12 protein-coding genes are annotated in these 13,456 nt (G+C 70.1%); 7 read left to right on the top strand and 5 right to left on the bottom strand.

The features are described from left to right. The first annotated feature begins 46 nt into the window (after positions 1-46). Both BXY45_RS23265 and BXY45_RS11515 read left to right on the top strand, forming a co-directional pair. A complete protein-coding gene (locus BXY45_RS23265; protein WP_170131459.1) occupies positions 47-220 on the top strand; it encodes a hypothetical protein in 174 nt (57 codons plus the stop codon). 1 nt (position 221) lies between these two features. After that, positions 222-551 (top strand): histone-like nucleoid-structuring protein Lsr2, encoded by a 330-nt coding sequence (locus tag BXY45_RS11515; protein WP_109774645.1) that lies wholly within the window; start codon positions 222-224, stop codon positions 549-551. Here BXY45_RS11515 and BXY45_RS11510 read toward each other — a convergent pair. Continuing rightward, complete coding sequence (locus tag BXY45_RS11510) at positions 527-1,546, bottom strand: GGDEF domain-containing protein (RefSeq protein WP_109774644.1); 1,020 nt, start codon at positions 1,544-1,546, stop codon at positions 527-529. The genes BXY45_RS11515 and BXY45_RS11510 overlap by 25 nt on opposite strands. Positions 1,547-1,815: 269 nt before the next feature. On the opposite strand from BXY45_RS11510, the gene BXY45_RS11505 reads away from it, so the two are divergent. Continuing rightward, positions 1,816-4,344, top strand: coding sequence for an ATP-dependent Clp protease ATP-binding subunit (locus BXY45_RS11505; protein ID WP_109774643.1), 2,529 nt, complete (start codon positions 1,816-1,818; stop codon positions 4,342-4,344). A 244-nt stretch (positions 4,345-4,588) separates the two neighbouring features. Beyond that, on the top strand, positions 4,589-5,083 hold the full coding sequence (locus tag BXY45_RS11500; protein WP_109774712.1) for an amino-acid N-acetyltransferase: 495 nt from the start codon (positions 4,589-4,591) through the stop codon (positions 5,081-5,083). 192 nt (positions 5,084-5,275) lie between these two features. Here the strand turns inward: BXY45_RS11500 and BXY45_RS11495 are convergent, their stop codons facing one another. Continuing rightward, entirely contained in the window at positions 5,276-6,193 is a 918-nt protein-coding gene (locus BXY45_RS11495) for an A/G-specific adenine glycosylase (protein WP_172601948.1), read from the bottom strand. A 277-nt stretch (positions 6,194-6,470) separates the two neighbouring features. Here BXY45_RS11495 and chvE point away from each other — a divergent pair, with 277 nt between their 5' ends. The 3 genes from chvE (at position 6,471) to mmsB (ending at position 10,658) form a co-directional block, all read left to right on the top strand. Then, positions 6,471-7,619 carry a multiple monosaccharide ABC transporter substrate-binding protein gene (gene chvE, locus BXY45_RS11490; RefSeq protein ID WP_109774642.1) on the top strand — a complete coding sequence of 383 codons (1,149 nt, stop codon included), beginning with the start codon at positions 6,471-6,473 and terminating at the stop codon, positions 7,617-7,619. A gap of 160 nt (positions 7,620-7,779) precedes the next feature. Next, positions 7,780-9,432, top strand: coding sequence for a multiple monosaccharide ABC transporter ATP-binding protein (mmsA, locus tag BXY45_RS11485; protein ID WP_109774710.1), 1,653 nt, complete (start codon positions 7,780-7,782; stop codon positions 9,430-9,432). Beyond that, positions 9,429-10,658, top strand: coding sequence for a multiple monosaccharide ABC transporter permease (gene mmsB, locus BXY45_RS11480; protein WP_109774641.1), 1,230 nt, complete (start codon positions 9,429-9,431; stop codon positions 10,656-10,658). Before mmsA ends, mmsB begins: the two co-directional genes overlap by 4 nt. A 67-nt stretch (positions 10,659-10,725) precedes the next feature. On the opposite strand, the gene BXY45_RS11475 is transcribed toward mmsB, so the two are convergent. The 3 genes from BXY45_RS11475 to BXY45_RS23260 form a co-directional block, all read right to left on the bottom strand. Then, complete coding sequence (locus tag BXY45_RS11475) at positions 10,726-12,564, bottom strand: DUF7800 domain-containing protein (protein WP_211319479.1); 1,839 nt, start codon at positions 12,562-12,564, stop codon at positions 10,726-10,728. 100 nt (positions 12,565-12,664) lie between these two features. Further along, the gene (locus tag BXY45_RS11470) at positions 12,665-13,015 is read right to left on the bottom strand and encodes a DUF1801 domain-containing protein (RefSeq protein WP_109774640.1); all 351 of its coding nucleotides are present in this window, start codon (positions 13,013-13,015) and stop codon (positions 12,665-12,667) included. Continuing rightward, complete coding sequence (locus BXY45_RS23260; RefSeq protein WP_170131463.1) at positions 13,012-13,455, bottom strand: VOC family protein; 444 nt, start codon at positions 13,453-13,455, stop codon at positions 13,012-13,014. Before BXY45_RS23260 ends, BXY45_RS11470 begins: the two co-directional genes overlap by 4 nt. Position 13,456 lies beyond the last annotated feature (1 nt).

The following is a 13,456-nucleotide window of genomic DNA, read 5'->3' as shown; positions in this document are numbered from 1 at the left end:
CTCGCGGGCGGAGACTGCCTCGCGACCTCGGGGTAGCGTTCCTCCCGTGATGGCCGCCGTCGCCGCGCTGACGCCCCCCATCGGGGTGGCGCTGCTGTTCTGGTTCGTCATGCGCGCGGTGCTCCGGGCCGACCGCAACGAGCGTGAGGCGATGGCCGCCCTCGACCGCGCCGAGGCCGAGCGTGCCGCCGCTGAACGTGCCGCGGGCGAGGGAAGCTGACGTGGCCCGCACGATGCAGGTGGTGCTCGTCGACGATCTCGACGGTGGCCCCGCCGACCAGACCGTCGCGTTCTCCCTCGACGGCGCCGACTACGAGATCGACCTGTCCGCCGAGCACGCCGCGCAGCTGCGCGACGCCTTCGCCGTGTGGGTGGGGCATGCCCGCAGGACGACGACGACGGCGAGCCGCCCCGCCCGGGCCGCCTCCGGCGCAGGCATCGACGTCGCCGCGGTCCGGGTCTGGGCCCGCGAGAACGGCCACACCGTCAACGAGCGCGGCCGGGTGCCGGCCGCCCTCATCCAGGCCTACCGGGCGGCGACGGGCGCCTGAGCAGCGCGCTTGCGCGCCTGCTTGGCGGCGTACATCGCGGCGTCGGCCCGCTGCAGGAGGGCGTCGGCGGTCTCGTAGGGCAGCGCGCGGACCCCGCCGCAGCTCCCGGCCACGGGCAGGGCCTGCCCGGCGACGTGCACCGGCCTGGCCCACACCTGGTGCACCGCGGCACGGGCCCGGTCGAGGTCGCCGTCGGCGACCAGCACCACGAACTCGTCTCCGCCGAACCGCGAGGGGACGTCGTCGGCCGACAAGGCGTCGCGCAGTCGCTCGGCGACCGCCCGCAGCACGGCGTCCCCGGCGTGGTGGCCGTGGGTGTCGTTGATGGCCTTGAAGCCGTCGAGGTCCACGAACAGCACCGCAGGTGGAGTGGCAGACCCTGCAGCCAGCGCTCCCTCGAGCACCTCGACCAGGTGGGCGCGTCCCGCCAGGCCGGTGAGCGCGTCATGGGTGGCTCGGTGCCGCAGCTCCGCTTCGAGGCGGGCGCGCTCGCGGACACCGTGCGCGACCGTCTCGACGAGCGCGTTGAGCGAGGCGGGCACGGTGCCGAGTGCGTCGTCGGCGTCCTCGGCCAGGCGCAGGTGGCTGGCGCGCAGCGGTTCGTCGTCGCCGGTCGCGGTGGCCCACCCTGCCGCCTGCTCCACCAGCCGGGTATGGAGGGCGACCTCGCGCAGGTGCCTGACCAGCACGAGCCTGACCAGCGCGGCGTTGGCGCCTCCGACGAGCACGCCGGCGGCGATGCAGACCAGCATGAAGACGGGGGCCGATACTGCCGACCACGGAGCGGTGCCGGTGACCGCCACCACCGGCGGAAACGCGAAGCCGGTCGCCACACCCAGGCCGACCATCGCGGCCTCCAGCGCCCGCAGCGGGTGACGGCGCAGCCAGCCCGCCCGTGAGGGCGGGCTCGGATGGCGGGGCTGCTCCACGAGGTGATCTTCGGTGCTGCGGCCGTTCTCCTTGAGGGGGTCGTAAGCCGGTCGTGAGTCGGCCATGAGCTGGTCATGGGTCTGGCCGCAGCGTCCGCCACCAGCGAACAGCCGGTGCGCCCCACCCCGGAACAGGCCTCTGACCTGCCAGCGTTGCTCACTGTGACGGGAGGCCGACCCGGTCCTCCCCACCCGCACCGACCAGGTGGTGGCCGCGAGCCCCCACCGGCGTCGCACCCCGGGGATAGCATCGTCAGGGTCAGTGAGGTCGTTCCGTCCCCGGTGGCAGCCGGTGGACAGGGCTCCGCACCGCCCACGCTCGCGAGGAGCGCAGCATGTTCGAGAGGTTTACCGACCGCGCCCGCCGCGTCGTCGTCCTGGCTCAAGAAGAAGCCAGGATGCTCAACCACAACTACATCGGTACCGAGCACATCCTGCTCGGGCTGATCCACGAGGGTGAGGGCGTCGCCGCCAAGGCGATGGAGTCCCTCGGTATCTCGCTCGACTCTGTGCGCGAGCAGGTGCAGGAGATCATCGGTCAGGGCCAGCAGGCTCCGTCCGGGCACATCCCCTTCACCCCCCGCGCCAAGAAGGTGCTCGAGCTGTCCCTGCGCGAGGCGCTGCAGCTCGGTCACAACTACATCGGTACCGAGCACATCCTGCTCGGCCTGATCCGCGAGGGCGAGGGCGTCGCCGCCCAGGTGCTCGTGAAGCTCGGGGCAGACCTCAACCGCGTGCGCCAGCAGGTGCTGCAGTTGCTGTCCGGCTACCAGGGCAAGGAGCCCGCCACCGCCGGCGGCCCGCAGGAGGGCACGCCCTCCGGCTCGCTCGTGCTCGACCAGTTCGGTCGCAACCTCACCCAGGCGGCCCGCGAGGGCAAGCTCGACCCGGTGATCGGGCGCGCCAAGGAGGTCGAGCGGGTGATGCAGGTGCTGTCCCGCCGCACCAAGAACAACCCCGTCCTCATCGGTGAGCCGGGCGTCGGCAAGACCGCCGTCGTCGAGGGGCTGGCGCAGTCCATCGTCCGCGGCGAGGTGCCCGAGACGCTCAAGGACAAGCAGCTCTACACGCTCGACCTGGGCGCTCTGGTGGCGGGCAGCCGCTACCGCGGTGACTTCGAGGAGCGCCTCAAGAAGGTGCTCAAGGAGATCCGCACCCGCGGAGACATCATCCTGTTCATCGACGAGATCCACACTCTCGTCGGTGCTGGCGCCGCCGAAGGCGCGATCGACGCCGCGAGCATCCTCAAGCCGATGCTCGCCCGCGGTGAGCTCCAGACCATCGGCGCCACCACGCTGGACGAGTACCGCAAGCACATCGAGAAGGACCCGGCGCTCGAGCGCCGCTTCCAGCCGATCCTCGTGGCCGAGCCGAATCTGGCCCACGCCATCGAGATCCTCAAGGGCCTGCGTGACCGGTACGAGGCGCACCACCGCGTCTCCATCACCGACGGTGCCCTCGTGGCGGCCGCCACCCTGGCCGACCGGTACGTCAACGACCGGTACCTGCCGGACAAGGCGATCGACCTCATCGACGAGGCTGGCGCGCGCCTGCGCATCCGCCGCATGACGGCTCCGCCGGACCTGCGCGAGTTCGACGAGAAGATCGCCGAGGTTCGGCGCGAGAAGGAGAGCGCGATCGACGCGCAGGACTTCGAGAAGGCCGCCTCGCTGCGTGACTCCGAGAAGAAGCTGCTCGCGGCCAAGGCCGAGCGTGAGAAGCAGTGGAAGGCCGGCGACATGGACGTCGTCGCCGAGGTCGACGAGGAGCTGATCGCCGAGGTCCTCGCCACGGCCACCGGCATCCCGCTGGTCCGCCTCACGGAGGAGGAGTCCAGCCGCCTGCTCAACATGGAGGCGGAGCTCCACCGCCGCGTCATCGGCCAGAACGACGCCATCAAGGCGCTGTCGCAGGCCATCCGGCGCACCCGCGCCGGTCTGAAGGACCCCAAGCGTCCCGGCGGGTCGTTCATCTTCGCCGGCCCCACCGGTGTCGGTAAGACCGAGCTGGCCAAGGCCCTGGCGGAGTTCCTCTTCGGTGAGGAAGACGCGCTCATCCAGCTCGACATGAGCGAGTTCTCCGAGAAGCACACCGTGTCGCGGCTGTTCGGCTCGCCCCCCGGCTACGTCGGGTACGAGGAGGGCGGCCAGCTCACGGAGAAGGTGCGGCGGCGCCCGTTCTCGGTGGTCCTGTTCGACGAGGTGGAGAAGGCCCACGCCGACATCTTCAACTCGCTGCTGCAGATCCTCGAAGACGGTCGACTCACCGACTCCCAGGGCCGCACGGTCGACTTCAAGAACACCGTGATCATCATGACGACGAACCTGGGCACCCGGGACATCGCCAAGGGCCTGCAGATGGGCTTCCAGGCCGGCGGTGACCTGAGCACCTCGTACGACCGCATGAAGATCAAGGTCAACGAGGAGCTGAAGACCCACTTCCGCCCCGAGTTCCTCAACCGCGTCGATGACGTGGTGGTCTTCCCGCAGCTCACGCAGGACGAGATCATCCAGATCGTCGACCTGATGATCGCCAAGGTCGACCTTCGCATGAAGGACCGCGACATGGGCCTGGAGCTGACCCAGCCCGCCAAGGACCTGCTCGCCGTCCGCGGCTACGACCCCGTGCTCGGTGCGCGCCCGCTGCGCCGCACCATCCAGCGCGAGATCGAGGACGCCCTGTCCGAGAAGATCCTCTACGGCGAACTGACCGCCGGCGAGATCGTCCTGGTCGACGTCGAGGGTGAGGGCCCAGCCGCGCGGTTCACCTTCAAGGGCACCCGCAAGTCGCCCATCCCCGAGGTGGCTGCGGTCGGCGCGAGCTCCGCGTCGTCCCCGACCGCCACCGCGGAGGACGTGTCCTGATCGCAGGCCGTCGCCGCACGGGCCCCGTCACCAGCTGAGGCCCAGCCCACGGCGAAGAGCCCCCGACCCGCCCGGGTCGGGGGCTCTTCGCCGTCCCGGGGGTCCTGTCGGGCACGATGGGGCGGTGCCAGCACCGCACCACGGCGTGACGTCTTCCGCGGCCGGCAGCGCCGACGGCGAGGCTGCCGGTACGGCTGCTGCCGGCGAGGAGGCTCGCAGCGCCCTACAGGAGGCCTCTGGGCGGGTGCATGTGCGACGGGCACGCGCCAGCGACGTGCGGGCCGTGAGGGCCCTCACGGAGCCGCTGGCCGAGCGCGGGGTGCTCGTGGCCAAGCACGCTGTGGCGACCTACGAGAGCGTCCCGGAGATGCGCGTGGCCGAGCTCGACGGCGTCGTCGTCGGGTGCGGTGCGCTTCACGTCATGTGGGAGGACCTCGCCGAGGTCCGCACGCTCGCCGTCGCACCCTCGGCACGGGGACACGGCGTGGGCTCGGCCATCGTGTCGGCGCTGCTCGACGACGCGCGCGAGACCGGCGTCTCTCGCGTCTTCTGCCTCACCTTTGAGGTGCCCTTCTTCGCGCGGATGGGGTTCGAGGTCATCGAGGGAACGCCCGTGGCGCCGGAGGTCTACGCCGAGCTGCTGCGCTCCCACGACGACGGCGTGGCCGAGTTCCTCGACCTCGCGCGCGTGAAGCCCAACACCCTCGGCAACACGAGGATGCTGCTGCGCCTGCGCTGACCTCCCAGCGTTCGCCTCTCTCTTCCCGCCCCCGCTTCTCTAGCCCCCGCTCTTCCCGCCCCGCCCTTCCCGCACTTTCCTCGGCAAGTGCGCCACCGACGGCTCGGGAACCGCACTTTCCTCGGCAAGTGCGGAATGGGGGGCGGGTGGGTGGGAGCGCTCACACCGGGCGGAGGCATGTTTGCCCCGCGTTCAGCCCGGCAGGGCCCACCCACCCTCGGCGGGGACGACGAGCCCGTCGGTCACGAGAGAGGCCAGGCAGCGCTCGCGCTGGGCGTCGTCGTCCCAAGCGACCGAGAGGGCCGCGGCGTCGAGGGGACCGGGCGCCTCCCGCAACAGGGCGAGCAGCCGGCCCCGCACCTGCCGGTCGGTGCCATGCCAGGCTTGACCGCGCCGCGCCGGCCCGTCGTCCGGGGGCGCCCCGGCGCGTTGCCAGGCACACAGGTCGACGACGGGGCACGCGCCGCATCGCGGCGCCCGCGCGGTGCAGACCAGGGCTCCCAGTTCCATCACGGCGACAGACCAGCGGGCCGGCAGGACGGGGTCGTCCGAGGGCGCCTCAGGCAGCACCGCGACCGCCAGGGCCGTCTCGGCGGCGGTCAGCGCCGGCGCCGGCTGCGCCTTGCCCTGCACGGTACGCGCGAGCACGCGGCGGACGTTGGTGTCGACCACCGCTACCCGCTGGTCGAAGGCGAATGCGCCCACCGCGGCGGCGGTGTACGCGCCGACCCCCGGCAGCGCCCGCAGCTCTGCCTGGTCCGACGGCACCCGCCCGCCGTGCCGCTCGACGACGGCGCCTGCTGCCGCGTGCAGGCGCAGGGCCCGGCGGGGATAGCCCAGCCGGCCCCACGCCCGCACGGCTTCGCCGGCGGGCTCGGCGGCCAGCGCAGCAGGCTCTGGCCAGCGGTGCAGCCACGCACGCCACACGGGTTCCACTCGGGCGACGGGCGTCTGCTGGAGCATCACCTCGCTGACGAGCACCGGCCACGCCCTCTTCTCGGGCGGCCCCGGCCGGCGCCAGGGCAGGTCGCGCGCGTGCTCGGCATACCAGGCGAGCACGCGCGCGACGAGATCCGCACGGTCCGGCGCGCTGGGGCGGAGCGAAGGCACGCCCCATGGTCACCCGGCGCTCTGCGCCGCTCCTGCGCCGGTCCCCGACCGGACTGTGTGGGGCGTGACCGGATCGTGACCTACCGAGTGGCTGAGAGCCCTTGACCGCCCTGGGTTGTGAGCGTTCACAATCGACCCTGCGCAGGAAACGACAGTGCGGTGCAGCAAAGGCGCCCCGCTCGAGGTCAACTGCGATCACCGGCTCCTCGGAGCCGGTGCCAAGGCCACGTCCGGGCGCTGGAGCCAGGGCGGGCCTCGAGGCACAGAGAGGTACCGCGTGAACAAGCGTTTCGCACTCGTGGCCGTCGGAGCAGCCCTGGCCCTGGGCCTGTCGGCCTGTGGTGGCGGCGGCGCCGGTTCCCCCGCCGCTGGTGAGACCAGCGGCGGCACCGCCGCCCCGGCTGATGTGACCGTCGGTGTCGCGATGCCCACCCAGACCTCCCAGCGCTGGATCGATGACGGCAACAACGTCAAGGCCGGCCTCGAGAAGCTCGGCTACAAGGTCGACCTGCAGTACGCCAACGACGACATCCCCACCCAGGCGTCGCAGCTCACCACGATGATCAACAATGGGGACAAGGTCCTCATCATCGCCTCGATCGACGGCACCGCGCTGAGCAGCCAGCTCGCCGACGCCGCGGCCGCCGGCATCAAGGTCATCTCCTACGACCGCCTCATCCGCGGCAGTGCGAACGTCGACTTCTACGTCTCGTTCGACAACTTCAAGGTCGGCGTCCAGCAGGGCACGTCGCTGCTGACCGGCCTGGGCGTCCTCAACGCCGACGGGTCGGAGAACGCCTCCGCGGCTGGTCCGTTCAACGTGGAGCTCTTCGCTGGCTCCCTGGACGACAACAACGCCAAGTTCTTCTACGACGGCGCCATGTCCGTCCTCAAGCCCTACATCGACAAGGGCACGATCAAGATCCCGTCCGGCCAGACGGACATCAACCAGATCGCCACGCAGCAGTGGAAGACGGACGTCGCGCAGCGGCGCATGGAAACCCTGCTGACGTCGTCCGACGCCAACATCACCCTGAATGGCGTGCTGGCCCCGGCCGACATCATCAGCCGCGGCGTGATCACGGCCCTGACCAACGCCGGCTACGGCAGCGGCGGCAAGGCGTTCCCGATCGTCACCGGGCAGGACGCCGACATCGACAACGTCAAGCTCATCAACGACGGCAAGCAGTACTCCACGATCTTCAAGGACACGCGCAAGCTCGCCGACGAGGCCATCAAGGTCACCGGTGACTACCTGTCCGGCAAGGAGCCGGAGGCCAACAACACGAAGGACTACGACAACGGCAACAAGGTCGTGCCGTCGTACCTCCTCGAGTCGACCGTCGTCACCAAGGACAACGTCAAGTCCGTGCTGGTCGACAGCGGCTACTACACCCAGGCCCAGGTCGACAAGGGCCAGAAGTAACCCGACCTCCTGCGCAGCCGGCTGCTCCGCGCCCCGCACGGGGGCGCGGAGCGGTCGGCTGCCGTGAGGCCCGGACCGTGCGCCGCACAGGCGTGGAAACCACGAGGTGGGCACAGTGACGACGACCAGCAGCACTCCCTCCAGTGACGTCATCCTGGAGATGCGCTCTATCACCAAGACGTTCCCCGGCGTCAAGGCCCTGTCCGACGTGACGCTCAAGGTCCGTCGTGGAGAGGTCCACGCCATCTGCGGCGAGAACGGCGCCGGCAAGTCGACCCTCATGAAGGTGCTCTCGGGCGTCTACCCGTACGGCACCTACGACGGGGAGATCGTCTTCGAGGGCCAGGTTGCGCGATTCAGCAACATCAACGAGTCAGAGCACGCGGGCATCGTGATCATCCACCAGGAGCTCGCCCTGGTGCCCTACCTGTCCATCGCCGAGAACATCTTCCTCGGGAACGAGATCAAGGGCCGCGGCGGGCTCATCGACTGGAACCGCGCCAACGGCGAGGCCGGCAAGCTGCTGCGGCGCGTCGGGCTCAAGGAGAACCCCACCACTCCGGTGGGGCAGCTCGGCGTGGGCAAGCAGCAGCTCATCGAGATCGCGAAGGCGCTCACCAAGGACGTCAAGCTGCTCATCCTCGACGAGCCGACGGCCGCCCTCAACGACAACGACTCCGAGCACCTGCTCGGCCTGCTGCGTCAGCTGCAGGCCGAGGGCATCACCTGCATCATCATCAGCCACAAGCTGAACGAGATCATCTCGATTGCCCAGTCGACGACGATCATCCGCGACGGCAGGACGATCGAGACGCTCGACATCGCCGCCGGTGAGGTGACGCAGGAGCGCATCATTCGCGGCATGGTCGGCCGCGACCTCGAGAGTCGCTACCCCGAGCGCGAGAGTCACCCCGGCGAGGAGGTGCTGCGCGTGGAGGACTGGACGGTCGGCCACGCCACCCAGGACCGTCTCGTCGTCGAGGGCGCCAACCTCTCCGTCCGGGCCGGCGAGGTCATCGGCATCGCCGGCCTCATGGGTGCCGGCCGCACGGAGCTGGCCATGAGCATCTTCGGCCGCTCCTACGGGCGCTACCTCGGCGGCCGCCTCTACAAGCGCGGCGAGGAGATCCAGGCGCGCAACGTGCGAGAGGCCATCAAGCACGGCATCGCCTACGCCACCGAGGACCGCAAGAAGTACGGCCTCAACCTCATCGACGACATCAAGCGGAACGTCTCCGCCGCGGCGCTGGAGAAGCTGGCCGGAGGCGGGGGGCTGGTGAATTCCCAGGAGGAGATCGCCGTCGCCGAGCAGTCCCGTCGGGACATGAACATCAAGGCGCCGACCGTGATGTCCGTGACCGGCAAGCTCTCGGGCGGCAACCAGCAGAAGGTCGTGCTCTCAAAGTGGATCTTCGCTGACCCCGACGTCCTCATCCTCGACGAGCCGACCCGCGGGATCGACGTGGGCGCCAAGTACGAGATCTACGTGATCATCAACAAGCTGGTCGCGGCAGGCAAGGCCGTCATCGTCATCTCCTCGGAGCTGCCGGAGCTGCTGGGCATCTGCGACCGCATCTACACCCTGTCGCAGGGCCGGATCACCGGTGACGTCCCGATCGCCGAGGCCACCCAGGAGCGCCTCATGGCACTGATGACCCTCGAACGCATTCCCGTGCGTTCCGGCGCTCCGGTCGCTTCCGGCGGCGCCACGGTGGGCACCTCCGCCGAGGCGCCCGCCGTACCCGGCGCCCCGCAGCAGTCCGAGCAGTCGCGCTCGCCCCTGTCCAGCCAGAACCCCGAGGACCTCGCATGAGCACCCAGGCCACCGCGCCCGCACCGGCGTCGCAGGCGCCCCAACCCAAGACCGGCAGCGCCAACCCCCTGGTGGCTCTCACGGCCAATCTGCGTCAGAGCGGCATCTACATCGCTTTCGTCCTGGTCGTGGCGCTGTTCGCCATCCTCACCGACGGCCAGAGCCTGGCCGCGCGCAACGTCTCCACGATCGTCACCCAGTACGCCTACGTGCTGGTCCTGGCCATCGGCATGCTCATCGTCATCGTTGCCGGGCACATCGACCTGTCGGTCGGCTCCGTGCTGGCGGTGGTCGGTGCCGTAGCCGCCCGACTCGCCATCACCTATGAGCAGCCCTGGTGGGTTGCCGCGCTCGCCGGTCTCGCCGTGGGCATCGTCATCGGAGCCTGGCAGGGCTTTTGGGTGGCCTACGTCGGTGTCCCGGCGTTCATCGTGACGCTCGCGGGCATGCTGCTCTTCCGGGGTCTGGACTACCTGGTCCTGGAGAACATCTCGCTGTCAGGGTTCCCGCAGTCGTACCAGGACCTCGCCACCGGGTATCTCAATGGCCTCATGGGCGGCTACGGATACGACGCCTTCACCCTGCTCATCGGTGCGGTAGCCGTCGCCGGGTTCGTCGCACAGCAGCTGCGCACCCGCCGAGCGCGCATCAAGTACCAGCAGGTGGTCGAGGCGCTGCCCGTGCTGCTGCTGAAGATCGTGGTTGTCGGCGCCGTCGTCATGTGGTTCGCCTGGCAGCTCGCCACCGCCCGCGGTCTGCCGATCGTCCTCATCACGCTGGCATTCCTGATCATGGCTTACGTCGTGATCACCAAGTCCACGGTGTTCGGGCGCCAGGTCTACGCCATCGGCGGCAACCTCTCCGCGGCCATGCTGTCCGGTGTCAACGTCCGGAAGGTCAACTTCTGGATCTTCGTGAACATGGGCTTCCTTGCCGGTGTCGCGGGTGTCATCTTCTCCGCGTACACCAACGGCGCCCAGCCCGCCGCCGGCACCGGCGCCGAGCTCGACGCCATCGCCGCTGCCTTCATCGGCGGCGCAGCTGTCACCGGCGGCGTCGGCACCATCGTCGGCGCCATGGTCGGTGGTCTGCTCGTCGCTGTCATCAACAACGGCATGATCATCCTGAGCCTCGGCCAGGAGTGGCAGTTCATCATCCGCGGCCTCGTGCTGCTGCTGGCCGTCGCCTTCGACGTCTACAACAAGCGCCGTTCCGGCACCCGCTGATAGCTGGCGCTGAGCTGTGTCACGAAGGGCCCCGGCACTCCGCCGGGGCCCTTCGCTGTGCCTGCCGTCAGGCGAGCGTGCGGTGGTGCGTGCGCCGCTGCCAGCGTCCGTCACGGTCGACCCTGACGTGGTCGACCTCGAGACGGGCGCTGCGCCCGTCGAGCACCACCGTCATCACCCCGTTGTCGAACCACGGCCCCTCCTCCACCTCCCAGGTGGCCGGCGGCCGCTCCACGCCCGCCGTGCGGGCCAGCAGGCCCGCCAGGGCCCGCACGGGAGCGATGTCGGCGAGCCGGTTGGCCACCCGCAGCGCGGGCTTGAGGGGGTTGCGGAACGGCGACATCACCAGCTGGTGGACGGCGGTAGGGCTCCCGACCACACCGTCGAGCTGCGCCCGCGCCGTGTAGCTGCAGTGCACGTCGCCGGAGAGCATGAGGATCGACGACGGCGGGCGCGTGGTCCCGGCGACGCCGGCGAGCAGCCGCAGGAGGTCGTGCAGGGACGTCCCGAACGCCGGCCAGTGCTCCAGGTCGATCGCCTGGCGCAGCGCCTCCGCGGGCCGGCGCAGCCATCGCCCCCACCGCCCCGCCACGAGGGCCTCGTTCCACGCCTCGATGTCGGAGAACGCCGGCACCATGAGCACCGGCAGCGTGCTGGCCAGCAGCAGGTGGTCGACCGGGGCGCCGGGCTGCGCCTGCTCCTGGACCCACGCCCACTCGGCGTCGTCGAGGATCGCCCGGTTTCCCGGGTCCAGGCGGCGTGAGCAGCGGCAGTCGACGGCCACCAGCCGCACCCCGCCGCCTGCTTCTCCGCCTTCTCCGCCGTGCGTCCCGGTGCGCCCGAAGTCGCGTACGTAGCTCCAGCGCGCGGCGTCCGGGTCGGTGTCGGCGCGCTCGGCGTAGTCGTCGAGGAGCGCGGTGCGCGCGTCGTCGTCCTCAGCTGCCGTGACGGCCGCGAGCAGCTGCTCGCGGTCGAGCTCGGCGGGGCTGAGGTTGCCCAGGTGCTGGTAGACCCAGTAGCTGCCGAGGGCGCCGCGCACCCTGTCGTCGAACCAGGGCTTGCGACGCATTTCCTCGCGCCAGGCCTGGGAGGTGTTCCAGTCGTCGCGCAGGTCGTGGTCGTCCAGGAGCATGCACGTGGGCATCGTGGAGAGCAGCCACCGCACCGGAGGGGCGCTCCAGCTCTCGGTGTACAGCCACGTGTACTCCTCGAAGGTGCAGATCTCCTCGGCGACCTCGGGGTGATCGGCCACGTCGGGGTCGCGGCGGGCGCGCTCTAACCGCTCCTTGATCGGCTCGGAGGGCTCGTCGGCGTAGAGCTGGTCACCCAGCATGAGCAGCACGTCGGGCCGCTCGAAGGAGCCCTCGCTGCGGGCGGCCTCAGCCGTGCGGTGGGCCAGCTCTACGAGGGCGTCAGGTCCCACCGCGGCCACACCGGCGGCATCGAGGGGTTCCGAGCGTCGGCAGGAGCCGAACGCCAGCCGCAGCTTGCCGTCGGAGCGCGCGGTACGGAGGGTGCTCGGGGGGAACGCCGCGAACGCCGCGGCGTCGTCGTCCTCGGTGGGCGGCCAGACGCACCGCATCTGAGGCGCGTCTGCCGCTCCCGACGGACTGCTCGACAGCCCCGCCGAGCCCAGCAGCACGCGGTAGGGCAGCTCGCTGCCCTCGGGAAGCCCGTGCACCACGAGGATCGCGTAGTGGTGGCCGTGGACACCCCAGGTCGCCCCGGAGGCTGTGACGGGGACGTCGAGCACACCCGCCCCCACCTCGACGCACACCGTGCAGGGGCCGCTCGTCTCCACCCACACGGTGGCGCTCGTCGCGTCGACGTGGCGGAGCATGGGTCCGAGCACCAGCTCGGGGGCGTCCGCGCTCCGGAGGTCGGTCGCGGGGCGGTTGTCGCTCACGCAGGGATCATCCCCCGGAGCGCGCCGAACCACCCGCTCTGAGACGCCTCCGGTGGCCTGGGCCACACCGCAGCAGTCTCGGTCTGGCTGACAGGTGTCATCAGTGACTGATGTTTGCTGCCTGGCGACTCAGCTCTTGAATCTGGACCACGGGGAGGGGCGCGTCACGCTCGAGGCGAAGCCGTCGCATGCCGCTGGTTCCCCCGTTGCTGAGGAGGTGGTCTGGGTCGTTGAGCTCCGCGCCTCGGTAGAAGAAGATGTTGATCCAGCCACGGGCCACATGGAGCTTCAGGACAGCGCGCCCTGAGCAGGCAAAGTATGGATGACTCCACTTGATCGCCTCCTCAAACTTGCCGCCGGTACGGATAGCGGCGACCGCGGCCTTAGCCGCTTCTGCTGGCCATGGCGTCGTCAGGCCGGCGAGATACCGATCGACGTCGGCGCTTGTCATGCGTCCTGGCTGAGGTGGATGCGGTTTCCTGAGACGTCGTGGAGTGTCACCGCTGTTCCCCAGGGCTGCGACTCGGGTGGTCCCTCGAACTTCACGCCCTTCGCGGTCATGACTTCGTGGTCTCTGCGGCAATCGTCTGTGGCGATGCTGAACAGCGGCAGTCCGGCGGCCTGGCGTCCGACGAGATCCTTCTCGACGTTGCTGGTCGCGAGATCTAGGTTGATCCCGAACCCGGGCTGTTGCGAGTAACCGACCAAGACCCAGCGGTAGTCGCCGAGTCGCTCATCCTCAATAACGTCCATGCCGAGCTTGCCGGTGTAAAAGTCGACTGCCTCATCAAGATCGTGAACCAGGACTTTGAAGAGTGGGATCGACGGCACTGGGGGCTCTCCCTGACTGTGAGTCGCAATCACTGAGGAGGCAAGCTTCGCGTCGCCCACC

It is taken from the genome of Quadrisphaera granulorum, assembly GCF_003149145.1.
Taxonomy (GTDB): domain Bacteria; phylum Actinomycetota; class Actinomycetes; order Actinomycetales; family Quadrisphaeraceae; genus Quadrisphaera; species Quadrisphaera granulorum.
The sequence above is the reverse complement of the archived record's forward strand: the minus strand, read 5'-3'. Positions and strand labels throughout refer to the sequence as shown.

Coding starts and splice junctions, on each gene's coding strand:
- BXY45_RS11510 (WP_109774644.1), bottom strand. CDS start 1,546: ATGGCCGACTCACGACCGGCTTACGACCCCCTCAAGGAGAACGGCCGC.
- BXY45_RS11505 (WP_109774643.1), top strand. CDS start 1,816: ATGTTCGAGAGGTTTACCGACCGCGCCCGCCGCGTCGTCGTCCTGGCT.
- mmsA (WP_109774710.1), top strand. CDS start 7,780: ATGCGCTCTATCACCAAGACGTTCCCCGGCGTCAAGGCCCTGTCCGAC.
- mmsB (WP_109774641.1), top strand. CDS start 9,429: ATGAGCACCCAGGCCACCGCGCCCGCACCGGCGTCGCAGGCGCCCCAA.
- BXY45_RS11470 (WP_109774640.1), bottom strand. CDS start 13,015: ATGACAAGCGCCGACGTCGATCGGTATCTCGCCGGCCTGACGACGCCA.